The following is a 19,757-nucleotide window of genomic DNA, read 5'->3' as shown; positions in this document are numbered from 1 at the left end:
GAGAGCACGGCGGCGCTCCACCACGCTTCCGCGCCGCCCGGCGCCCGACACGGAGGTGATCACCCTGCCCGGATCCGCGCCGGCGCAACCGTCCCGGGGGGGACGGCGACGCCGAGCTGGACCCCGCCGACTCCGCCCACCTCGGGGTCCGCCTGTCCTCACCGCGCAGTGGCCTGACCGTGCTCACCGTGCGTGGCGAGGTCGACACCCTGACCGCGCCGCGTCTCGAGACGGCCCTCGACGAGCTGCTGAACCTCCCGCCCGACGGCGACGGCCGCGACCTCGCCGTCGACCTGGAGGGCGTCACGTTCCTCGCCTCCAGCGGCCTGGGCGTGCTCATCCACACCGCCCGTCGGGCCGCCCGGGACGGACGGCGGCTGTTCGTCGTCGCCACCAACCGGGCCGTGCTCCGGCCGCTCGAGGTCACCGGCTCCGCCCAGCTGTTCACCGTCCTGCCCGATCAGGAAGGCATTCCCGGCGCCTGAGCGGGCACCCGGTCTGCACATCCCCGCCGGAGGCGACATGATCCGGCCCGACACCCCCCCGTCGTACGAAAGGACTCGTCAGCGTGGCCCAGGAGGACGTGGCAGGCACGGCGCACCCCGCCGGCACCGACAACACCGTCGAGATCCGGGTCGCCGCGCGGCCCGCGTTGATCCCCACGGTCCGCGCGGTGGCCTCCGACCTCGCCGCGCGCGCGGACTTCGACCTGGACGCGGTCTCCGATCTGCGGATGGCCGTCGACGAGGCGTGTGCGACGCTCGTCGCGATGGCCACTCCCGGCACGCCGCTGCGGTGCACCTTCGCCGTGTCCGACGAGCGCATCGAGGTCACCGCCCGGGTCGAGACCGGCAGCGGCGCGCAGCTGCCCACCGACAGCTTCGGCTGGCGGGTCCTGCAGACCCTGGCCGACCACGTCGCCGTCGAGACCGGTGAGGAGGACGGCGGCCGCCCCGCCCTCACCATCCGGCTGCACAAGCTCGCAGGTCACGGACTGTGACGTGACGGTGGACCCCCAGTACGCCCACCTCACCCCGCTGCTCGAGCAGTACGCGGGCCTCGACGACGGTGATCCCCGCCGGGAGCGGCTGCGCGAGCAGCTCGTCACCGGCTACCTGCCCGTCGCCCAGCACATCGCCCGCCGGTTCAACCACCGCGGCGAGCCCCTCGACGACCTCGTGCAGGTCGCGACGGTCGGGCTGATCAACGCCATCGACCGGTTCGACCCGGAGAAGGGCGGCGAGTTCTTCTCCTTCGCCGTGCCCACGATCTCCGGTGAGGTGCGCCGGCACTTCCGGGACCAGAGCTGGTCGATGCGGGTACCGCGACGGCTCAAGGACATGCACGTGTCGATCAACGGCGCGGTGTCCGAGCTGTCCCAGACCCTCGGTCGCGCGCCCCGGCCCTCGGAGCTCGCGGAGTACCTCGACCTGCCCGTCGGCGAGGTGCTGGAGGGCCTGGAGGCCGCCGAGGCCTACCGCAGCTCTTCGCTCGACGAGATGCTGTCGTCGGAGGACGGCAGTGCGACCGTGGGCGAGCTGGTCGGCGACGCCGACGCCGAGCTCGACCGGGTCGACTACCGCGAGTCGCTGCGCCCGCTGCTCGCCGAGCTCGCGCCACGGGAGCGGACGATCGTGATGCTCCGGTTCTTCGGCAACCGCACACAGACCCAGATCGCCCAGGAGGTCGGCATCTCCCAGATGCACGTCTCCCGGCTGCTCGCACAGACCCTGTCGCGGCTGCGCAACCGGCTCGACCCGGACGACCGCACCTTCTGACGGCCGGGCCGCGCGGCCGCGTCGCACGCCGTCCGCGAAGATCGGGACGGGACCGGCGCACCGTCCGGCCCCGGAGCGGGGAGGTAGGAGATGAGCGTGCCGGAACACGTGCTGGTGGTCGGCGCAGGGCTGGCCGGGCTGCGGACGGTGGAGAACCTGCGCCGGGACGGCTACGAGGGCCGGATCAGCCTGGTGGGGGCCGAGGAGCACCTCCCCTACGACCGCCCCCCGCTGTCGAAGCAGTTCCTCGCCGGGGCGTGGGAACGCACCAAGATCGACCTGTGCACCGCCGAGGACCTCGCCGAGCTCGGCGCGCGCACCCATCTCGGCCGCTCCGCGGTCGCCCTGCGGCCCGGTGAGGGCCCGGCCGACGGCTCCGAGGTCGAGCTCGACGACGGCACCGTGCTGCACGCCGACGCCGTCGTCCTCGCCGTGGGGGTCACCTCCCGGTTGCTCGACGGCCAGCCGGACTCCGCGCACCTGCTGCGCGCCGTCGACGAGGCCGAACGGCTGCGCGACGCGCTCGCCTCGGCGTCGTCGCTGCTCGTGGTCGGTGCCGGGTTCATCGGGGCCGAGGTGGCGAGCACCGCCCGGGACCGGGGTGTCGCTGTCACCGTCGTCGAGACCGGCACGGTGCCGATGGCGCGGCTGCTGGGCGAGCAGGCCGGTGCGGTGGTGGCCCGGCTGATGGTCGACGCCGGGGTCGACCTGCGCACCGGGGTGGCGGTGTCGGAGCTGACGTCCTCGGGTGCCACCCTCTCCGACGGGTCGACGGTGACGGCCGACGAGATCGTCGTCGGCGTCGGAGGGATGCTCGACCTGGGCTGGCTGGAGGCCACCGGCGTCGACGTCTCCGCCGGGATCCCGTGCGACCACCGGGGCCGGGTCGACGGGCTGCCCGGGGTGTGGGCGGCGGGCGACGCCGCCGCCTGGACCGACCCGGACACCGGCGAGCGCACCCGGCTGGAGCACTGGACCTCGGCGAGCGACCAGGCCGCCGCGGTCGCCGCGGACATCACCGGCACCGACCTGCCGCCCGCCGCGGTGCCGTTCTTCTGGTCCGACCAGTTCGGCATGAAGATCCAGCTCGTGGGGTGGCCGGACCGCGCGGACTCGCTGCTGCCGTTGCACGGCGAGGGTCTCGGCGACGGCCCGGTGAAGGGCACGGTGCTCGGCTACCTGCGCGGCGACGACCTCGTCGCCGTCGCCGGGTTCGGCGCGGCCCGGCTCGTCGCCCGCTACCGCCGTCCACTGGCCGAGGGCGCCGACCGCGCCGCGGTGCTGGAGCTGCGCGACTCGCTGTCCTGACACACCGACGCCCGGCCGGTTCGTGCACCGGCCGGGCGTGACGTGCAGGCGGTCTAGCGGAAGATCGAGCGGACGATCGCCAGTCCGACCAGCGCGCCGACCGCGATGAGCGAGTACTTGACCTTCGGGTCGGCGAGCCGCTCGGCGAGCTGCGCCTTGCCGCCCTCGATGAGGTTCTTCGGGTTCGCCCGGTCCGCCAGGGCGTCCAGACTCTCGGCCAGCGCGTCCCGGGTCTTCTCGATCTCGCGCTGGATGTTCTCGGGGTCGCGGGCCACCACGTCCACCTCCGGTTCGGCCGGTACGCGTCCGCGTCCGGGACTCCTGCTGCTCGCGCCCGACGCTGCCCCGACAGCTCTGTCCGGGCACCGCGAGCGGCGTGGGACACACCGTAGCCACCGACGGGGGCGGACCGCGCGCCCGGCCACCGGCGCGCCGCCGATCGGGTGCGCCCGACGGTCGTCGGTGTCGCATCCGTCCACAACCGGCCGGTACGTCCACAGGCACCACACTCGTGGCGGCGCCGCGGCCGGCGGGTGGCACGCTGATCGACATGAGCACACGGCTGCAGGCGGGCGACCCCGCCCCCGACTTCACCCTCGACGACGCCGACGGCACGCCCGTCTCCCTGGCCGACTACCGCGGCCGCAAGGTCGTCGTCTACTTCTACCCGGCGGCGAGCACCCCGGGCTGCACGAAGGAGGCCTGCGACTTCCGCGACAACCTCGCCGAGCTGAACGAGGCGGGCATCGACGTGCTGGGCATCTCCCCGGACAAGCCCGCCAAGCTCGCGACCTTCCGCGACAACGAGAAGCTGACCTTCCCGCTGCTGTCCGACCCCGACCGCGAGGTCCTCACCGCCTGGGGCGCCTTCGGGGAGAAGAAGCTCTACGGCAAGACCGTCACCGGCGTGATCCGGTCGACCTTCCTGGTCGGCGAGGACGGCACGATCGTCGACGCGCAGTACAACGTGAAGGCGACCGGGCACGTGGCGAAGCTCCGCCGGGACTGGAAGGTCTGATGCCGGCCCGGCCGGCGGGCGCGGGGTGAGCGGGCGTGCCCCGCGCCCGCCGGTGGACCGACGAGGAGCTGGTCGCCGCGGTGGCGGCGTCGCAGCGGCTGAGCGAGGTGTGCCACCGCCTCGGGATCCGGCCCGGCCGGTACGACCAGCTACGGGCGCACATCGCCCGGACCGGCGTGGACGCGAGCCACATCCCGGGGGCGCTCGACCCCGGGCACCGCAACCACCGCCGGCGCTACACCGACGAGGCGCTGCGGGCGGCCGTCGAGGCGGAGGTCAGCGTGTACGCCGTGCTCCGGCGGCTCGGGTACGAGCCCAGCGGCGGGATGTTCCGGGCGGTGGTCGCGCACATCCGGGCGCTCGAGCTCGACACGACGCACTTCACGGGCCGTTCCTGGGCCCGGGGCCGGACCTTCCCGGGGCGGCGGGCCCGTCCGCTGGCGGACATCCTGGTCCGCGGCTCGAGCTACCGCAGCAGCGCGACCCTGCGCCGGCGGCTCGTCGCGGAGGGGCTGAAGGCCGCCCGGTGCGAGGAGTGTGGCCTGACCGAGTGGCGGGGACGGCCCGTCCCACTCCAGCTCGACCACGTCAACGGCGACCACACCGACAACCGGCTCGAGAACCTTCGTATCCTGTGCGCGAACTGCCACGCCCTCACCGACACCTGGTGCGGCCGAAAGAACTAGCCGGCGTACTCCAACTGGCAGAGAGACACGGTTTAGGTCCGTGCAAGTGCGGGTTCGAATCCCGCCGCCGGCACGCGTCGCGTCGCCCGCCTCACCCGGCGGGCGGCGCGGTCCCGGTCGGCCCGGCACCCCCGGGCGCGACGCCCTCGGGCTCGTCGGGCAGCGGCCGGCGGGCGGCGAGCAGCACCCCGCCGAGCCCGAGCACCGCGCAGATCCCCGACACCAGTAGCAGCGCGGGCGGCACGTGCCCGGTCACCGCGTCGCCGAGGGCCACGACGGCGATGGTGCTCGGCGCCGACCCGATCACGGTGCCGACCAGGTAGGGCCAGAACCGCACCTGGGACAGACCGGACAGGTAGTTGAGCACCGCGAACGGCACCATCGGGATCAGCCGCAGCGACGTCACCGCCAGCACGCCGTGGTGGTCGAGCCTGCGGCGCACCCACACCGCGCGCGGGTGGCGCGCGTAGCGGGCGACGAGCCCCCCGCCGGTGGCACGGACGAGCGCGAACGCCACGACCGCGGACAGTGCGGTCGCGAACAGGGTCAGCGCGGCCCCGCCGACGGCACCGAACAGCACCCCGGCGGACACGGTGAACACCGTCCGGGGGAAGGGCGGGACGTTGAGCGCGACCTGGAGCAGGACGAACACGACCGGGCCCCAGAGCCCTGCCGACTCGACGGCCCGGCGCAGCTCACCGAACCGGGGGAACGCGGACAGGCCCAGCGACCGGGCCACGAGTACGACGAGTGCGGCCGCGAGCACCAGCCCGAGGCAGCCCAGCAGAAACCGCCACCACCGCACGGACGTCACGGTACCGAGCCCCGCGCCGGTGCCGTCGGCCGCGTCGCCGCACCGGCCGGTCCCCGCCGCCGGTCGTCGGGCGACCTCGGCCGGCGTGCCGTGGGGATGGGCCGTGAGAGGCTGCCGACCATGAGCGACTCGGGTATCGATCCCGCCGAACTGGACGCCGACGGGCTGGCCGTGCGCCGCGAGGTCCTCGGCCAGGACTACGTCGACGCGGCGCTGGGCCGCGTCGACGACACGACCGCGGACTTCCAGAAGCTGATCACCCGCTACGCGTGGAACGAGATCTGGACCCGTCCCGGGCTGGAGCGCCGGATGCGCTCGGCGGTGACGCTGACCGCACTGGTCGCGCACGGGCACTGGGAGGAGTTCGAGCTGCACGTACGGGCGGCCCGGCGCAACGGCCTGACCACCGACGAGATCGTCGAGATCATCCTGCAGACCGCGATCTACTGCGGGGTCCCGGCGGCGAACTCGGCGTTCCGGATCGCGCAGCGCGTCCTGGCCGAGCCCGCCCCCGAGTAGACCTCAGTCGCGGGCGAGCAGCGCCTGCAGGTGCGGGACGAGTGCGCGCAGCGCGGTCCCGCGGTGGGAGGCGGCGTCCTTCTCCTCGGCGCTGAGCTCGGCCGAGGAGCGGGTGTCGCCCTCCGGGGCGAAGATCGGGTCGTAGCCGAACCCGTTCTCCCCGCGCGGGGCGCGCAGCAGGGTGCCGCGCCACGTCCCGTGCACCACGGTGCGCCCGGGCACGGACTCCTCCGCGTCGGGGCCGCCGGTGGCATCGGGGCCGTCGGCGTTGTCGGTGTCGTCGGTGTCGTCGGTGTCACGGAGCCCGGCCACCGCCTCGGGCGTGACGAGCGCGGCGGCGCACACGAACGCGGCGCCGCGGCGCTCGTCGGGGACGTCGGCGGTCTGTCCGAGCAGCAGCGCCAGGTTGGCCGCGTCGTCGCCGTGCCGGCCGGACCAGCGGGCGGAGAAGATGCCCGGCATGCCGTTGAGGGCGTCGACGGTGATGCCCGAGTCGTCGGCGATCGCGGGCAGCCCGGTCGCGGCGGCGGCGTCGCGGGCCTTGGCGAGCGCGTTCGCGGCGAAGGTCGCGCCGGTCTCGGGGGCCTCGGGGAACTCGGGGACGTCGGCGAGCCCGACGATCTCCACCCCGGAGAGCCCCGCGGCCTCGGTGATCCGGCGCAGCTCGACGAGCTTCTTGGCGTTGCGGGTGGCGAGCAGGATCCTCACGCGTCGCCCTCCCCCGCGGTGCCCGGGGCGGCGGGGGCGGTCTGCGCGACGATCTTCGGGTGCGGCGCGGCGAGCACCTCGACCTGGAGGCGGGACAGCTCGGCGATCCCGGCGAGCGCGGAGTCGAGCATCGCGTCGAGGGTCGAGCGGGAGAACGTGGCGCCCTCGCCGGTCCCCTGGACCTCGATCAGCGTCCCGGTCTCGGTGGCGACGACGTTCGTGTCGACCTCGGCCCGCGAGTCCTCCTCGTAGGGCAGGTCGAGCCGGACGCGGCCGTCGACGACGCCGACCGACACCGCGGCGACCTGGCAGGAGATCGGCTTGGGGTCGGACAGCTTGCCCTGCTCCCCGAGCCAGGTGACGGCGTCGCACAGGGCCACGTAGGCGCCGGTGATCGCCGCGGTGCGGGTGCCGCCGTCGGCCTGCAGGACGTCGCAGTCGATCGCGATCGTGTTCTCGCCGAGCGCGCGCAGGTCGATGCAGGCACGCAGGGACCGGCCGATCAGCCGGGAGATCTCGTGGGTGCGGCCGCCGATCCGGCCCTTCACCGACTCTCGCGACGAGCGGGTGTCGGTGGCCGAGGGCAGCATCGCGTACTCGGCGGTGACCCAGCCGAGGCCGGATCCCTTGCGCCAGCGCGGTACCCCGTCGGTGACGCTGGCGGCGCACAGCACCTTCGTGTCACCGAACTCCACCAGCACCGATCCCGCGGGGTGCTTCTGGAAGCCCCGGGTGATGGTCACCGGCCGCATCTCGTCGTCGGCCCGGCCGTCGGCCCTGCCCTCGGTTCGTGTCACCCGACCATCGTAGGAAGCCGGTTCAGACCTCGAACACCGCGTCGGGCCGGGCGAGCTCGACGGTTCCGCCGAAGGCCGCCTTGGCCTCGGCGCCGAGGGACTCGCGGTCGAACCAAGCCGGGACGTGGGTGACGACCAGGCGTCGGGCGCCGGCGGCCGCGGCGTGCTCGCCCGCCTCCCGTCCGGACAGGTGCACCCCGGGCGGTCCGGCCTCGGCGTGCGGCCAGCTGGCCTCGCAGAGCAGCAGGTCGGCGTCGCGGGCGGCCTCGACGAGTCCGGGGCAGGCGGCGGTGTCCCCGGAGTAGGTCAGCACCCGGCCGCGGTGCTCGAGGCGCAGCGCCCAGGCGGGGCAGACGTGCACGACCTCGTACGCGGTGACGGTGACGACGTCGTCGCCGGCGCCGACGGTGAACGGCTCCCCCGCCACGAGGTCGTGGAAGGAGAAGACGTCGGTGAGGTCGGTGCGGGCGTAGTCGGCCTCGGTGACGGCGTCGGCACGGGCGAAGCGGGCGTGCGCACCGGCCGGGGCGTGCACGGGCAGCTTCCGCGCGGTCGCGTCGAACGGGGGCCGGGGATGGTAGCGACGGTGCACCGCCAGCGACGGGAAGTCCGCGCAGTGGTCGGGATGCAGGTGGCTGAACACCGCGGCGTCGAGGGAGAACGGGTCGGCGTGCCGCTGCAGTGCGCCGAGGGTGCCGTTGCCGAGGTCGAGGGTGAGGCGGGTCGACCCGGCCTCGACGAGGTAGCCCGATGCCGGGGACTCGGGTCCGGGGCCGCTGCCGGAGCACCCGAGAACGATCAGCCGCATGCGCGACCCTAACCCGTTCGTGAGGTGCGCCGCAGCCACCAGAGTCCGACGAACGGCAGGACGAGCGGGACGAAGCCGTAGCCGGCGCCGAAGTGCGACCAGACCGTCTCGCGGGGGAAGTCGGCGGGGACGAAGGTGGTGAACGCGCCGACCCCGAGCACGCCGACGAGCTCGAACACCACGGCGGACCAGGCGAGACGGCGGAAGCCGGGCCCGGTGCCCGCCAGCCCGACGGTGGCCAGGATGTAGACGAACCCGGCGAGCGCGGACAGCGAGTACGCCAGCGGTGCCTCGCCGAAGCGTTCGGCGATCTGCACGCCGGCCCGCGCCGAGGCCGAGAGCGCGAAGATGCCGTAGACGGCGATGAGGATGCGACCGGGGCCGGTGGCGGTGGCGCGGGGCCCGGGGGCGTGCGGCTCAGGCACCGGGCACCCCCGGGATCCACAGGCCCTGCAGGCGCAGCACGGCGACGAGCGTCCCGATCGCGCCGACGGCGATCACGGCCCCACCCCAGCGGCTCGGCTCGGCGGTGGCGAACTGCAGCGCGATCACCGGGACGCAGACCGCGACGGCGAGGTAGATGAGGAAGGTCGACTGTTCGGGCAGGGTGACCCCGCCGAGCAGGACCCGGTACGCCGCGATCGCGGCCTGCACGACGATGAGCGCCACACAGACGCCGACGGCGACGGCGTGCACCCGGCTCGGGGGCCGGTTCAGCGCCGTCGTGACCAGCCCGAACAGCGCGGTGGCCGAGAGCGCCACAGTGATCACCAGGACGAGCGTTCCGATCACGGCGGGAACGCTACCCCCGCGCCCCTCCGACACGGCGCCGGACCCACCGTCGTGGCCGGTGGGCATCCACACCCCCGGCCGTCAGGCGGACGGGAGCGCGGCACCCGCGCGGCCCACGACCGACCCGATCTCCGGGCCCAGGAACCGGCGGCCCAGGCGGGCGAAGGGCTCCGGGTCACCGGTGGCGAGGAAGCGGTGCGGTGCGGGCGGGGCGGTGTCGTCGCGCAGCAGGTCGTGCGCGTGCAGGGTCCGGACCAGGGTGCGGGCGGTCTCGTCGGCCGAGGACACGAGCGTCACGTCCGGGCCGAGGACGATCTCCAGCACCCCGGACAGCAGCGGGTAGTGGGTGCAGCCCAGGACGACGGTGTCGACCCCGGCGCGCTGGAGCGGCTCCAGGTAGCCCTGGGCGACGCCGAGGACCTGGCGGCCGCTGGTGGTGCCGCGCTCGACGAAGTCGACGAACCGGGGGCAGGCGACCGAGGTGATCTCGGTGTCGGGGGCGGCGTCGAAGGCGTCGGCGTAGGCGCCCGAGGCGATCGTCGCGGCGGTGCCGATGACACCGATCCGGCCGTTGCGGGTGGTGGCGACGGCGCGACGCACGGCCGGGCGGACGACCTCGACCACCGGCACCGGGTAGCGCTCGCGGAAGTCGGCCAGGCACGCCGCCGAGGCCGAGTTGCAGGCGATGACCAGCGCCTTGACCCCGGAGTCGACCAGCTCGTCGCCGATGCCGAGTGCGAGGCGCCGGATGTCGGCGAGCCGGCGCGGCCCGTACGGGCTGTGCGCGGTGTCGCCGACGTAGACGATCTGCTCGGCGGGCAGCAGGTCGATGACCGAGCGGGCGACGGTCAGACCGCCGACCCCGGAGTCGAAGATGCCGATCGGGGCGTCGAGCCCGGGTGCGTCGCTCACACCCTAGGAGGGTAGGCGGTCGGCCCGGGACACCCAGTAGGCGGCGAGCACGCCGCCGACCGCGCCGAACAGGTGGCCCTGCCAGGACACCGACGGGTCCGAGGGCAGCACACCCCAGAGGATGGAGCCGTAGAACAGGAACAGCACGACGGCGAGCAGGATCTGCCTGCCGTTGCGGGCGTAGAAGCCGCGGACGAGCAGGAACAGGAACCAGCCGAACACGATCCCGGACGCCCCGATCACGGCCGCGGGCGAGGTCAGCCACACCCCCAGCCCGCTGACCAGCCAGATCGTCGCGGTGACCGCGAACCACTGCACGATGCCGCCGGACATCGCGAGGAACCCGAAGATCAGGAACGGCAGGCTGTTGGCGGCGAGATGCGCCCAGTCGTCGTGCAGCAGAGGTGCGGTGAGGATCCCGACGAGGCCCTCGGTGCTGCGCGGGTAGATCGCGGCGGCGAACTGGACCATGCCGCCCGACGCCTGGTCGACGGCCTCGAAGACGTACAGCGCGGCGGTGAACACCAGCATGATCACCGCCGCGCGCACCGGCGCGGGCGGCAGCACACGGGCGGGGCGGCCGTCCGGGGGTGCGGTCATGCCGTCCACGGTACCGGCGCGCCCGCCCGCTATGCCCGTTGTGACCGGTTCAGGCCCAGAGGTGCCCGTCGATGCCCTGCGCGGCGGTGCCCAGGTCACCGGAGTAGGCGCCGGTGGACAGGTACTTCCATCCGCCGTCACAGACGATCATCACGACGTCGGCGCGCTGACCGGCGTCGAGCGCCTTGTTCGCGACGCCGAGGGCGGCGTGCAGGATCGCGCCGGAGGAGATCCCGGCGAAGATGCCCTCCTGCTCCACCAGCTGGCGGGTGCGGCGCAGCGCGTCGTAGGAACCGACCGAGAAGCGACCGGTCAGCACGGTCTCGGCGTAGAGCTCCGGGACGAAGCCCTCCGACAGGTTCCGCAGGCCGTAGACGAGCTCGCCGTAGCGGGGCTCGGCCGCGACGACCTGCACGTCGGGCTTCTGCTCACGCAGGTAGCGCCCGGCGCCGACGAGGGTGCCGGTAGTGCCGAGCCCGGCGACGAAGTGGGTGATCGACGGCAGGTCGCGCAGGATCTCCGGGCCGGTGCCGCGGTAGTGCGCGTCGGTGTTGGCCGGGTTGCCGTACTGGTAGAGCATCACCCAGTCCGGGTGCTCGGACGCCAGCTGCTTGGCGAGGGCGACGGCCTGGTTCGACCCGCCGGCCGCCGGCGAGGAGATGATCTGCGCGCCGTACATCGCCAGCAGCTGGCGACGCTCCTCGGAGGTGTTCTCCGGCATCACGCAGATGATCTCGTAGCCCTTGAGCTTCGCGGCCATCGCCAGCGAGATGCCGGTGTTGCCCGAGGTGGGCTCCAGAATCGTGCAGCCGGGCGTGAGCAGCCCCTGCTTCTCGGCGTCCTCGATCATGGCCAGCGCGGGCCGGTCCTTGATCGAGCCGGTGGGGTTGCGGTCCTCCAGCTTCGCCCACAGCCGCACGTCCTCCGACGGCGACAGGGACGGCAGCCCGACGAGCGGGGTGTCGCCGACGGCGTGCAGCAGCGAGTCGTAACGCACGGGATCTCCTCACGCGCCGGTGCCGGGCGGGCGGGCCGCCCGGCACCGATCTCCGGTGGGGCTCAGCGACCGCCGGCCACGGCCGGGAGGATCGTGAACGTCGAGGACTCCTTGACCGGGGCCTCCAGGCCGCCGGCGAAACGGATGTCCTCGTCGTCGACGTAGATGTTGACGAAGCGGTGCAGCTTGCCGTCGGTGATCAGACGGTCCTTGATGCCGCTGTGCCGCGACTCCAGGTCGTCGATGACCGCGGAGACGGTGTCGCCCTTCGCCTCGACGGTCTTCTCGCCGCCGGTGTGGGTGCGAAGGATGGTGGGGACGGACACGGAGACGGCCATGTCGGTGATCACTCCTGGTGGGGTCGCTCTGGCGTGGACTTCTGCACGCGGCAACGCGGCCGGAGTACGGCGACATTCCCGCGCGACCTCCGGCGCGGGTGCGCGAGAGGGTCGATCAGGCCCGGTCGGGGACGTCGTCGGAGCCGGTGTGGGAGAACATGTAGGACTCCACGACCGCCAGCTCGTCCTCCACGACCTCGCCGTCGGCGAGGTGGTAGGAGCGCACCTCGGGCTCGGCGTCGGCGGTGGCGAGGCCCACGATCAGCCAGTGCTGGTCGGGGGTCCACTCCATCTGGGCGACGTCCTTGGGCGACGGGTAGGCCTCGGGCAAGCCGGTGTGCGCCACCGGGCGCCGCGGCAGCCGCGTGTGGGAGTGGACGACGAGCATGCGGCGCTCACCGGACGCGTCCAGCTCGCGCTCCAGGCGGATGTCCTCGGCCGGGGAGAAGGCGAAGTCGCTCGCCACCTCGTCGGCGTTGGTCATCGGCACGTAGCGCTCGGGGTGCTCACCGGTCTCGGGACCGACGAGCTGCCCACACGACTCGACCGGGAAGTCCCGGCGGGCGTGCGCGACGATCGCATCGAGGAGGTCGGACCGGAGGACGAGCACGACGTGAGGATACGCGGCCCCGGCGGCGGGACCGAACACCCGCCGGGCCCGCACCCGGCGTTCACGCACTCAACACCACGGTCTGTGATCCCGGCCACGGCCCGGCGGTCGGCGGTGCCTCCATACTGCCCTGCGTGTCCTCCCCCGGTCGCCGTGTCGGAATCGTCCTCGCCGCCCTGCTCGCCGTCGTCCTGGCGGTGGGGGTCACCGTCGAGGCGATGACGCTCTCCGGCCGTTCCGCCCCGGGTGCCCCCGGCCCCGGCACGGTGCGGCTCATCGCGCTCAACGACCTGCACGGCAACCTGGAACCGCCCTCGGGATCCTCGGGCCGGGTGACCGACGACGCCGGCGCGCAGGTCGAGGCCGGGGGTGCCGCGTTCCTCGCCGCGCACGTCGCGGCGCTGCGGGCACAGGCTCCGGCGAGCGTGGTGCTGTCCACCGGCGACAACGTCGGCGCGTCCCCGCTGGCGTCGGCGCTGTTCCACGACGAGCCGACCGTCGAGGTGCTGGAGCGGATGGGTGTCGCCGCGTCCGTCGCGGGCAACCACGAGTTCGACGAGGGCATCGCCGAGCTGCGCCGGTTGCAGCACGGCGGCTGCCACCCGACCGACGGCTGCCGCTTCACCCCGTCCTACGACGGCGCGTCCTTCCCGATCCTGTCCGCCAACGTGACCGACGGCTCCAGGCGGCCGGCGCTCGCCGCGTCGACGGTGGTGGAGGCGGGCGGGACCCGGATCGGTGTCATCGGCGCCACCCTGTCCGAGCTGCCCGACCTGGTCTCCCCCGACGGCATCCGCGGCCTGGCCGTCGGCGACGAGGTCGCCGCGGTCGACGCGGCGTCGCGCGGGCTGACCGCGCAGGGGGTGCGGGCGCAGGTGCTGCTGCTGCACCAGGGCGACGAGACGACCGGTGACGGCGGCCCGGACGCCTGTGCGATCGAGCCCGGCGGGCCGGCGGCGCGGATCGCGGCCGCGGTGTCCGCCGACGTCGACGCGGTGTTCTCCGCGCACACCCACCAGCAGTACCTGTGCTCGGCGACCGACCCGGCCGGGAACCCCCGGCCGTTCGTGCAGGGCCTGTCGTTCGGCAGGCTGCTGTCGGTGGTCGACCTGGCCCTGACCGGCGACGGCGACGTGGACCGCGGCGCGACGACGGCCCGCAACGAGGTCGTCACCCGCGACGTCACACCCGACCCGGGCGTGGCCGAGGTCGTCGACCGTGCGGTCGCGCAGTCGCGGCCGCTGGCCGAGCGTCCGGTCGGGACGGTGGCCAGGCCGCTGCTGCGCACGGCCGGGCCGACCGGGCTGTCCCCCCTCGGCACGGTGATCGCCGACGCCCAGCTCGCCGCCTCCCGCGGCGACGGCGCGCAGATCGCGCTGACCAACCCCGGCGGGGTGCGCGCGGACCTGGTGCCCGACGCGGGCGGCCGGGTCGCCTACGGGCAGGCCTACACCGTGCAGCCGTTCGGCAACATCCTGCAGACGATGACGCTCACCGGTGCCCAGCTGCGGGCGGTGCTCGACCAGCAGTTCACCGTCGAGGACGGCCCGACGGTGCTGCAGAGCTCGTCGAACCTGCGCTACACGGTGACGGGGAACCAGGTGGGCGACATCGCGATCGGCGGTGTCCCGGTCACCGACGGCGGCCGCTACCGGGTCGCGACGAACAACTTCCTGTCCGCGGGCGGCGACGGCTTCGACACCTTCACCGCCGGGACCGAGCTCATCGGCGGGCCGGTGGACCTCGACGCGTTCGTCGCGTACCTGGGCGCGAACCCGGGATTGACCCCGCCGTCCACCGACCGGATCGTGCGGCGGTGACGGGGCCCGGCCCGTCGGGTCAGAGCCCCCGGACGCGAACCCGGACCAGGGAGTCCTGCACGTAGGTCAGCCAGTGGTAGACGCCCAGGTGCTGGGCCCTCGGGTCGTCGTCGGGCAGCTGCTCGGGCATGTCCTCGCTGACGTCGAGGGCGGTGCCGAGCGCGAGCCGCACGTCGTTGAGGGCGGCCAGCCAGGCGTCGACCTGGGCCTCGGTGAGCTCCAGCCGTCCGCCCGCTTCGGGCAGGGTGTCCAGCACGGTCGCCGCGGCGGCGTCCTTGGCCTCGATCAGCGACGGCTCGTGCAGCGAGCGCATCCCGCCGGCGAGGTCGGAGTCCTCGGTGGTGAAGTCCGGCAGCAGCCGGGCCAGCACCCGGTCGGTCGGCCGCGACGTCGGGCCGGTGCGGATGCCGGTGAGCTCGGCGAGCTCGTCGGTGGACGCGAGCTCGGCGCGACCGGCGAGCATCTGGCGGATCTCGGTGAACAGCCCCCGCAGGACGACGGCCTCCTCGCCGGAGAACCCGGACGTGTAGCGGACGCGGTCACCGCGGCCGCTGCGCTTCCAGCCGTTCACCCTCAGGCCCGCTGCATGGTGGCCCACAGGCCGGCCGCGTGGAGCTGGGCGACGTGCCCCTCCACGGTGTCCTTGTCACCGGCCGACACGGCGGCGCGTCCCTTGTGGTGCACGTCGAGCATCAACGCGGTGGCCTTCGCCTCGGGGTAGTGGAACACCTTCTGCAGCACGTAGGTCACGTACGACATGAGGTTGACCGGGTCGTTCCAGACGATGGCCTGCCACGGCGTGTCGGGGCCGGCGGACTCGTCCAGGTCGGGCGTGACCTGCTCGGTGGGCGCCGGGGACGGCGCTGGTGACGGCGCGGACATGCGCCCCATGGTGGCACAGCCGGGACGACGGTCCCGGCCCGACCGCACAGCCCCCGACACCGGCCACGACACCGGCCCCGGCCCGACCGCTCCGGCACCGACCAGCGCGGCCCCGACCGCGGCGGCGGGCGCGGCCGTAGGCTCCCGACCATGACCGGCACGGCCCTGCTGACCGACCGCTACGAGCTGACGATGGTGGCGGCGGCCCTCGCCGACGGCACCGCCGAACGGCACTGCGTCTTCGAGCTGTTCGCGCGCCGCCTCCCCGACGGGCGCCGCTACGGCGTCGTCGCCGGGACGGGGCGGCTGCTGGAGGCGCTGTCGCGCTTCCGCTTCTCCGACGCCGACCTGGAGTTCCTCACCCCGGTCGTCGACGCCGCGACCCTGGACCGGCTCCGCGACTACCGCTTCTCCGGCGACGTCGACGGCTACCCGGAGGGCGAGCTGTACTTCCCCGGCTCCCCCGTCCTCACCGTGACCGGCACCTTCGCCGACGCGGTGATCCTCGAGACCCTCGCGCTGTCGATCTACAACCACGACAGCGCGATCGCCTCGGCCGCGGCGCGGATGGTGACCGCGGCGGCCGGGCGGCCGCTGATCGAGATGGGCTCGCGGCGCACCCACGAGGAGGCCGCCGTGGCCTCCGCCCGGGCCGCCTACCTGGCGGGCTTCGCGACGACGTCGAACCTCGCCGCCGGCGCCCGGCACGGCATCCCGACCGCGGGCACGGCCGCGCACGCCTGGGTCCTGCTGCACGACGACGAGCCGTCCGCCTTCGCCAGCCAGGTCGCCGCCCTGGGCACCGACACCACGCTGCTCGTCGACACCTACGACATCCGCCGCGGCATCTCACACGCCGTCGCGGCCGCCGGCCCCGGGCTGGGTGCGGTCCGCATCGACTCCGGGGACCTCGGCGTACTGGCCCGCCAGGCCCGCGACCAGCTCGACGCGCTCGGTGCCACCGGGACCCGGATCGTGCTGTCCGGCGATCTCGACGAGTACGCGATCGCCTCGCTGCGCGCCGAGCCGGTCGACTCCTACGGCGTGGGGACCTCCCTGGTCACCGGGTCGGGCTCACCGACGGCCGGGATGGTCTACAAGCTCGTCGAGGTCGACGGGCGCCCGGTGTCCAAGCGGTCGAGCGCGAAGGAGTCCCGCGGCGGGCGCAAGGCGGCGCTGCGGCGGTTCAAGCCGACCGGCACCGCGGTCGAGGAGGTCGTGTACCCCTACGGCACCGATCCGGCCCCCGGCCCGCACGACCGGGTGCTGCCGGAGCCGCTGGTACGGGGCGGCGAGGTCGTCGCCGACGACTCCGTCACCGGTCTGGAGTCCGCCCGGGAGCGGCTGCGGACGGCACTGATCGCCGTACCGTGGGAGGGGCTGAAACTGTCCCGCGGCGAGCCCGCGATCCCGACCACCTTCCTCACCGGGAGCTGAGCCATGGCCCGAGCGTTGATCGTCGTCGACGTCCAGAACGACTTCTGCGAGGGCGGCGCCCTCGCGGTGGCCGGTGGGGCCGCCGTCGCCGCCGGCATCGGGCCGCTCGCGACCGGCGGCCGGGACGGCACGGCCTACGACCACGTCGTCGCCACCCGGGACGTGCACGTGGACCCGGGGCCGCACTTCTCCGACACCCCGGACTTCGTCGACTCCTGGCCGCCGCACTGCCGCGCGGGGACGCCGGGCGCGTCGTTCCACCCGGCGCTGGACGTCGCACCGATCGAGTGCGTCTTCGACAAGGGCGCCTACACCGCTGCCTACTCGGGCTTCGAGGGCGCGAGCGCCAACGAGTCGGGCGAGCCGCTGGGCGACTGGCTGGGCGGGCGCGGGGTGACCGAGGTCGACGTCGTCGGCCTGGCGACCGACCACTGCGTCCGGGCGACCGCGCTCGACGCCGCACGGCTCGGACTCGCGACGACGGTGCTGCTGCACCACTGCGCGGGGGTCTCCCCGGAGACGACGGAGCGGGCGCTGGCCGAGCTGGCCGAGGCCGGCGTGGAGCTCCGCACGGCCTGAGCCCGGCACCGGCCGGGAGCGCGTCCCGGCCGGTGCCGATGTCTCAGTGCCAATCTCTCAGTGGCGCTCGACCGTCGTGACCTGGGCAGCCCGGTCGCCGTCCACCGGGGTGGCGTCGCCGTCCGCCGGAGCCGCGTCGCGGTCGGGGCGCTGCGGGTCCGCCGGGACGCTCAGCGGGTCGACCGCCGCGACCGGGACGGCCGCTCCCCCGGGGTCCGCGTCGGTGGCCCCGTCGTCCTTGGCGAAGGAGCCGACCTTCACGTAGAAGTCGTCGCCGTGGTTGTCGGTCGCCCAGTCGACGGCCTGCTCCATCACCTCGGCGCTCTTGACCGCGCGCAGGATGACCCGGTCACGGCGGACGTCGCGGTGCAGGGCCACGCACAGCAGCACCATGATCACCACGAACGGTGCCGCGACCAGGATCGTGAGGTTCTGGATGCCCGACAGTGCGTCCTCGCCCCCGGTGAGCAGCATCAGCACCGCGACCGCGCCCATCGCGGCGCCCCAGAAGACGACCACCCACTTGCTGGGCTCGATGGTGCCGCGCTGGGACAGGGTGCCCATGACGATCGACGCGGCGTCGGCGCCGGAGACGAAGAAGATGGCGACCAGGACCATGACGAGCAGGCCGGTGACGGTCGCCCACGGGTAGGCGCCGAGTACCTGGAACAGCTGGACGTTGGAGTCGTCGGAGAACTGTGTGCCCTGCTGGGCCTGGGTGATGGCGGTGCCGCCGAAGATGCAGAACCAGACCAGCGAGACCAGGCTGGGTGCGAGGATGACCCCGCCGACGAACTCGCGGATGGTGCGCCCGCGCGAGATCCGGGCCAGGAACATGCCGACGAACGGCGTCCAGGAGATCCACCACGCCCAGTAGAAGATCGTCCAGCCGGAGAGCCATTCGAGCATCGGCTCGCCGCCGACGGCCTCGGTGCGCCCGACCATCTCGAAGAACTGGGAGAAGTAGGCGCCGATCGAGGTCGGGATCAGGTCGAGGATGATCACCGTCGGGCCGACGACGAACACGAAGAACGCGAGCACCGCCGCCAGCACCATGTTGGTGTTGGACAGCCACTGGATGCCCTTCTCGACGCCGGAGACGGCGGAGAGGATGAACGCGGCGGTCAGGACGACGATGATCGCGGCGAGCAGCCAGGGGCTCACCGGGCCGTCGACCCAGCCCACGGTCTGCATGCCGCCGCCGATCTGGAAGGCGCCCAGGCCGAGGGAGGCGGCGGAGCCGAACAGCGTCGCGAAGATCGCGAGGATGCCGATGGCCCGGCCGATGGAGCCCTCGGCGGCCTTGCGGCCGATCAGCGGGACGAAGGCCTGGCTGATGAGCTGCCGGCGGCCCTTGCGGAAGGTGGAGTAGGCGATGGCGAGGCCGACGACGGCGTAGATCGCCCACGGGTGCAGCGTCCAGTGGAACAGCGAGGTCGCCATCGAGGTCTGCAGCGCGTCGACGGTGCCGGGCTCGGCGGAGCCGGGGGGCGGTGACCGGAAGAAGGTCAGCGGCTCGTTCACGCCGAAGAACATCAGTCCGATGCCCATGCCGGCGGAGAACATCATGGCGATCCAGGAGACCGTGCGGAACTCGGGTTCCTCGTCGTCGGCGCCGAGCTTGACGCGTCCGAACCGGCTGAAGGCCAGGAACAGTGCGAAGGCGACGAAGGCGGTCGCGGCGAGGATGAAGCCCCAGCCACCGCCACGCATCAGCGCCCCGATCATCGTGGACGCGGTCGTGCGCAGGCTCTCCGGCGCCGCGACCCCCCAGACGACGAACAGCAGCGCCAACGCGGCACCGATCCCGAAGACCGTCCGGTCCGTGCGGGGGCGTTCCGGTGGTGCTCCGGGGTCCTCGGTACACGACCGGGGATCGACCTGCGTCATGACGTCTCCACCTCTGTCCGGTGCGGGGAAAGTGCGGTACGTGCGCCGCTCCGTGGGGTCGTGCGGATCCGCGGCCGGGATCACCGGCGCGACGGGTGGACGGGCAGCGGGTGCCGCCGACCCGGGGACGGGCGACGGTCGGGCGGCGGTCGGCCGGGACTCGGCACCACCTGCTCCCCCTCAGATACTCGATTAATATATCTGTGCACGTTATGATGCGGCCGGAGCGGCGGTCAAGACCCGATCCGTCGCCCGGAGCCCGAGGACACCGGAGTCGCCACCGTGCCCCCAGCAGTTCCGATGCCCGACCCGCGGCGACCGGCCCACGCCTCGGGCCTGCACGAACACCACCGTTGCAGCCCCTTGACACCGACCAGGGCGACGCGCTCCCATCGTGGTGCGTATTGAGCGACTCGTTGCTTGTTACGCAACAGTTTCGGTGTTTCTCGTGTGTTACCGCGGCC

25 protein-coding genes and 1 tRNA gene are annotated in these 19,757 nt (G+C 73.7%); 11 read left to right on the top strand and 15 right to left on the bottom strand.

What is annotated here, in order from left to right:
• Positions 1–179 precede the first annotated feature (179 nt).
• The 4 genes from Ae331Ps2_RS16285 (at position 180) to Ae331Ps2_RS16270 (ending at position 3,086) form a co-directional block, all read left to right on the top strand.
• Positions 180–485 carry an STAS domain-containing protein gene (locus tag Ae331Ps2_RS16285; RefSeq protein WP_256371342.1) on the top strand — a complete coding sequence of 102 codons (306 nt, stop codon included), beginning with the start codon at positions 180–182 and terminating at the stop codon, positions 483–485.
• An 83-nt stretch (positions 486–568) separates the two neighbouring features.
• Complete coding sequence (locus Ae331Ps2_RS16280) at positions 569–1,000, top strand: ATP-binding protein (RefSeq protein ID WP_020624055.1); 432 nt, start codon at positions 569–571, stop codon at positions 998–1,000.
• Between the two features lies 1 nt (position 1,001).
• Positions 1,002–1,778, top strand: coding sequence for a SigB/SigF/SigG family RNA polymerase sigma factor (locus tag Ae331Ps2_RS16275; protein WP_020624056.1), 777 nt, complete (start codon positions 1,002–1,004; stop codon positions 1,776–1,778).
• A 90-nt stretch (positions 1,779–1,868) separates the two neighbouring features.
• Entirely contained in the window at positions 1,869–3,086 is a 1,218-nt protein-coding gene (locus tag Ae331Ps2_RS16270) for an NAD(P)/FAD-dependent oxidoreductase (RefSeq protein ID WP_020624057.1), read from the top strand.
• 53 nt (positions 3,087–3,139) lie between these two features.
• Here the strand turns inward: Ae331Ps2_RS16270 and Ae331Ps2_RS16265 are convergent, their stop codons facing one another.
• Entirely contained in the window at positions 3,140–3,361 is a 222-nt protein-coding gene (locus tag Ae331Ps2_RS16265; RefSeq protein WP_043278533.1) for a DUF3618 domain-containing protein, read from the bottom strand.
• 275 nt (positions 3,362–3,636) lie between these two features.
• Here Ae331Ps2_RS16265 and bcp point away from each other — a divergent pair, with 275 nt between their 5' ends.
• From bcp to Ae331Ps2_RS16250, 3 genes are all read left to right on the top strand, one after another.
• On the top strand, positions 3,637–4,104 hold the full coding sequence (bcp, locus tag Ae331Ps2_RS16260) for a thioredoxin-dependent thiol peroxidase (RefSeq protein WP_060714385.1): 468 nt from the start codon (positions 3,637–3,639) through the stop codon (positions 4,102–4,104).
• A 35-nt stretch (positions 4,105–4,139) separates the two neighbouring features.
• Positions 4,140–4,790 carry an HNH endonuclease gene (locus Ae331Ps2_RS16255; RefSeq protein WP_075307917.1) on the top strand — a complete coding sequence of 217 codons (651 nt, stop codon included), beginning with the start codon at positions 4,140–4,142 and terminating at the stop codon, positions 4,788–4,790.
• Positions 4,790–4,863, top strand: a tRNA-Leu gene (locus tag Ae331Ps2_RS16250). Before Ae331Ps2_RS16255 ends, Ae331Ps2_RS16250 begins: the two co-directional genes overlap by 1 nt.
• Positions 4,864–4,881: 18 nt before the next feature.
• Here Ae331Ps2_RS16250 and Ae331Ps2_RS16245 read toward each other — a convergent pair.
• Entirely contained in the window at positions 4,882–5,595 is a 714-nt protein-coding gene (locus tag Ae331Ps2_RS16245; RefSeq protein ID WP_075312258.1) for a TVP38/TMEM64 family protein, read from the bottom strand.
• A gap of 129 nt (positions 5,596–5,724) precedes the next feature.
• Between Ae331Ps2_RS16245 and Ae331Ps2_RS16240 the strand changes: the two genes are divergently transcribed.
• The gene (locus Ae331Ps2_RS16240; RefSeq protein ID WP_020624061.1) at positions 5,725–6,123 is read left to right on the top strand and encodes a carboxymuconolactone decarboxylase family protein; all 399 of its coding nucleotides are present in this window, start codon (positions 5,725–5,727) and stop codon (positions 6,121–6,123) included.
• Between the two features lie 3 nt (positions 6,124–6,126).
• Here Ae331Ps2_RS16240 and Ae331Ps2_RS16235 read toward each other — a convergent pair whose 3' ends face one another.
• The 10 genes from Ae331Ps2_RS16235 to Ae331Ps2_RS16190 all read right to left on the bottom strand — a co-directional run bounded on the left by Ae331Ps2_RS16235 (position 6,127) and on the right by Ae331Ps2_RS16190 (position 12,685).
• The gene (locus tag Ae331Ps2_RS16235; protein WP_075307919.1) at positions 6,127–6,831 is read right to left on the bottom strand and encodes a non-canonical purine NTP pyrophosphatase; all 705 of its coding nucleotides are present in this window, start codon (positions 6,829–6,831) and stop codon (positions 6,127–6,129) included.
• Positions 6,828–7,628, bottom strand: coding sequence for a ribonuclease PH (gene rph, locus Ae331Ps2_RS16230; protein WP_255407888.1), 801 nt, complete (start codon positions 7,626–7,628; stop codon positions 6,828–6,830). Before rph ends, Ae331Ps2_RS16235 begins: the two co-directional genes overlap by 4 nt.
• A gap of 22 nt (positions 7,629–7,650) precedes the next feature.
• A complete protein-coding gene (locus Ae331Ps2_RS16225; RefSeq protein WP_020624064.1) occupies positions 7,651–8,436 on the bottom strand; it encodes an MBL fold metallo-hydrolase in 786 nt (261 codons plus the stop codon).
• An 8-nt stretch (positions 8,437–8,444) separates the two neighbouring features.
• Positions 8,445–8,861 (bottom strand): hypothetical protein, encoded by a 417-nt coding sequence (locus Ae331Ps2_RS16220; protein WP_020624065.1) that lies wholly within the window; start codon positions 8,859–8,861, stop codon positions 8,445–8,447.
• Positions 8,854–9,228, bottom strand: a complete 375-nt coding sequence (locus Ae331Ps2_RS16215; protein WP_043278538.1) for a hypothetical protein — start codon at positions 9,226–9,228, stop codon at positions 8,854–8,856. The genes Ae331Ps2_RS16220 and Ae331Ps2_RS16215 overlap by 8 nt, the downstream gene beginning before the upstream one ends.
• Before the next feature lie 81 nt (positions 9,229–9,309).
• Entirely contained in the window at positions 9,310–10,140 is an 831-nt protein-coding gene (gene murI, locus Ae331Ps2_RS16210) for a glutamate racemase (protein WP_020624067.1), read from the bottom strand.
• Positions 10,141–10,143: 3 nt separating this feature from the next.
• Entirely contained in the window at positions 10,144–10,740 is a 597-nt protein-coding gene (locus Ae331Ps2_RS16205; RefSeq protein WP_075312260.1) for a rhomboid family intramembrane serine protease, read from the bottom strand.
• Between the two features lie 49 nt (positions 10,741–10,789).
• Positions 10,790–11,737, bottom strand: coding sequence for a PLP-dependent cysteine synthase family protein (locus tag Ae331Ps2_RS16200; RefSeq protein ID WP_075329750.1), 948 nt, complete (start codon positions 11,735–11,737; stop codon positions 10,790–10,792).
• Positions 11,738–11,799: 62 nt separating this feature from the next.
• Complete coding sequence (locus tag Ae331Ps2_RS16195; protein WP_043278539.1) at positions 11,800–12,075, bottom strand: MoaD/ThiS family protein; 276 nt, start codon at positions 12,073–12,075, stop codon at positions 11,800–11,802.
• 115 nt (positions 12,076–12,190) lie between these two features.
• Positions 12,191–12,685 carry a Mov34/MPN/PAD-1 family protein gene (locus Ae331Ps2_RS16190; protein ID WP_075312262.1) on the bottom strand — a complete coding sequence of 165 codons (495 nt, stop codon included), beginning with the start codon at positions 12,683–12,685 and terminating at the stop codon, positions 12,191–12,193.
• A 218-nt stretch (positions 12,686–12,903) separates the two neighbouring features.
• On the opposite strand from Ae331Ps2_RS16190, the gene Ae331Ps2_RS16185 reads away from it, so the two are divergent.
• The gene (locus Ae331Ps2_RS16185) at positions 12,904–14,505 is read left to right on the top strand and encodes a bifunctional UDP-sugar hydrolase/5'-nucleotidase (RefSeq protein WP_075329828.1); all 1,602 of its coding nucleotides are present in this window, start codon (positions 12,904–12,906) and stop codon (positions 14,503–14,505) included.
• 19 nt (positions 14,506–14,524) lie between these two features.
• On the opposite strand, the gene Ae331Ps2_RS16180 is transcribed toward Ae331Ps2_RS16185, so the two are convergent.
• Together Ae331Ps2_RS16180 and clpS are read right to left on the bottom strand one after the other, a co-directional pair.
• A complete protein-coding gene (locus Ae331Ps2_RS16180; RefSeq protein ID WP_075307921.1) occupies positions 14,525–15,076 on the bottom strand; it encodes a DUF2017 domain-containing protein in 552 nt (183 codons plus the stop codon).
• A gap of 2 nt (positions 15,077–15,078) precedes the next feature.
• Entirely contained in the window at positions 15,079–15,387 is a 309-nt protein-coding gene (clpS, locus tag Ae331Ps2_RS16175; protein WP_060710877.1) for an ATP-dependent Clp protease adapter ClpS, read from the bottom strand.
• Between the two features lie 150 nt (positions 15,388–15,537).
• On the opposite strand from clpS, the gene Ae331Ps2_RS16170 reads away from it, so the two are divergent.
• On the top strand, positions 15,538–16,824 hold the full coding sequence (locus tag Ae331Ps2_RS16170; protein ID WP_020627398.1) for a nicotinate phosphoribosyltransferase: 1,287 nt from the start codon (positions 15,538–15,540) through the stop codon (positions 16,822–16,824).
• A 3-nt stretch (positions 16,825–16,827) separates the two neighbouring features.
• Entirely contained in the window at positions 16,828–17,403 is a 576-nt protein-coding gene (locus Ae331Ps2_RS16165; RefSeq protein ID WP_043281671.1) for an isochorismatase family protein, read from the top strand.
• A gap of 57 nt (positions 17,404–17,460) precedes the next feature.
• Here the strand turns inward: Ae331Ps2_RS16165 and Ae331Ps2_RS16160 are convergent, their stop codons facing one another.
• Entirely contained in the window at positions 17,461–19,293 is a 1,833-nt protein-coding gene (locus tag Ae331Ps2_RS16160; protein ID WP_083695629.1) for a BCCT family transporter, read from the bottom strand.
• Between the last annotated feature and the right edge of the window lie 464 nt (positions 19,294–19,757).

It is taken from the genome of Pseudonocardia sp. Ae331_Ps2, assembly GCF_001932405.1.
Taxonomy (GTDB): Bacteria; Actinomycetota; Actinomycetes; order Mycobacteriales; family Pseudonocardiaceae; genus Pseudonocardia.
The sequence above is the reverse complement of the archived record's forward strand: the minus strand, read 5'-3'. Positions and strand labels throughout refer to the sequence as shown.

Bases quoted from the DNA above. Each gene is read 5' to 3' on its own strand.
- Ae331Ps2_RS16270 (WP_020624057.1), top strand. From the start codon at position 1,869: ATGAGCGTGCCGGAACACGTGCTGGTGGTCGGCGCAGGGCTGGCCGGG.
- bcp (WP_060714385.1), top strand. From the start codon at position 3,637: ATGAGCACACGGCTGCAGGCGGGCGACCCCGCCCCCGACTTCACCCTC.
- Ae331Ps2_RS16240 (WP_020624061.1), top strand. From the start codon at position 5,725: ATGAGCGACTCGGGTATCGATCCCGCCGAACTGGACGCCGACGGGCTG.
- Ae331Ps2_RS16225 (WP_020624064.1), bottom strand. From the start codon at position 8,436: ATGCGGCTGATCGTTCTCGGGTGCTCCGGCAGCGGCCCCGGACCCGAG.
- Ae331Ps2_RS16205 (WP_075312260.1), bottom strand. From the start codon at position 10,740: ATGACCGCACCCCCGGACGGCCGCCCCGCCCGTGTGCTGCCGCCCGCG.
- Ae331Ps2_RS16195 (WP_043278539.1), bottom strand. From the start codon at position 12,075: ATGGCCGTCTCCGTGTCCGTCCCCACCATCCTTCGCACCCACACCGGC.
- Ae331Ps2_RS16185 (WP_075329828.1), top strand. From the start codon at position 12,904: ATGACGCTCTCCGGCCGTTCCGCCCCGGGTGCCCCCGGCCCCGGCACG.
- clpS (WP_060710877.1), bottom strand. From the start codon at position 15,387: ATGTCCGCGCCGTCACCAGCGCCGTCCCCGGCGCCCACCGAGCAGGTC.
- Ae331Ps2_RS16170 (WP_020627398.1), top strand. From the start codon at position 15,538: ATGACCGGCACGGCCCTGCTGACCGACCGCTACGAGCTGACGATGGTG.
- Ae331Ps2_RS16165 (WP_043281671.1), top strand. From the start codon at position 16,828: ATGGCCCGAGCGTTGATCGTCGTCGACGTCCAGAACGACTTCTGCGAG.
- Ae331Ps2_RS16160 (WP_083695629.1), bottom strand. From the start codon at position 19,293: ATGACGCAGGTCGATCCCCGGTCGTGTACCGAGGACCCCGGAGCACCA.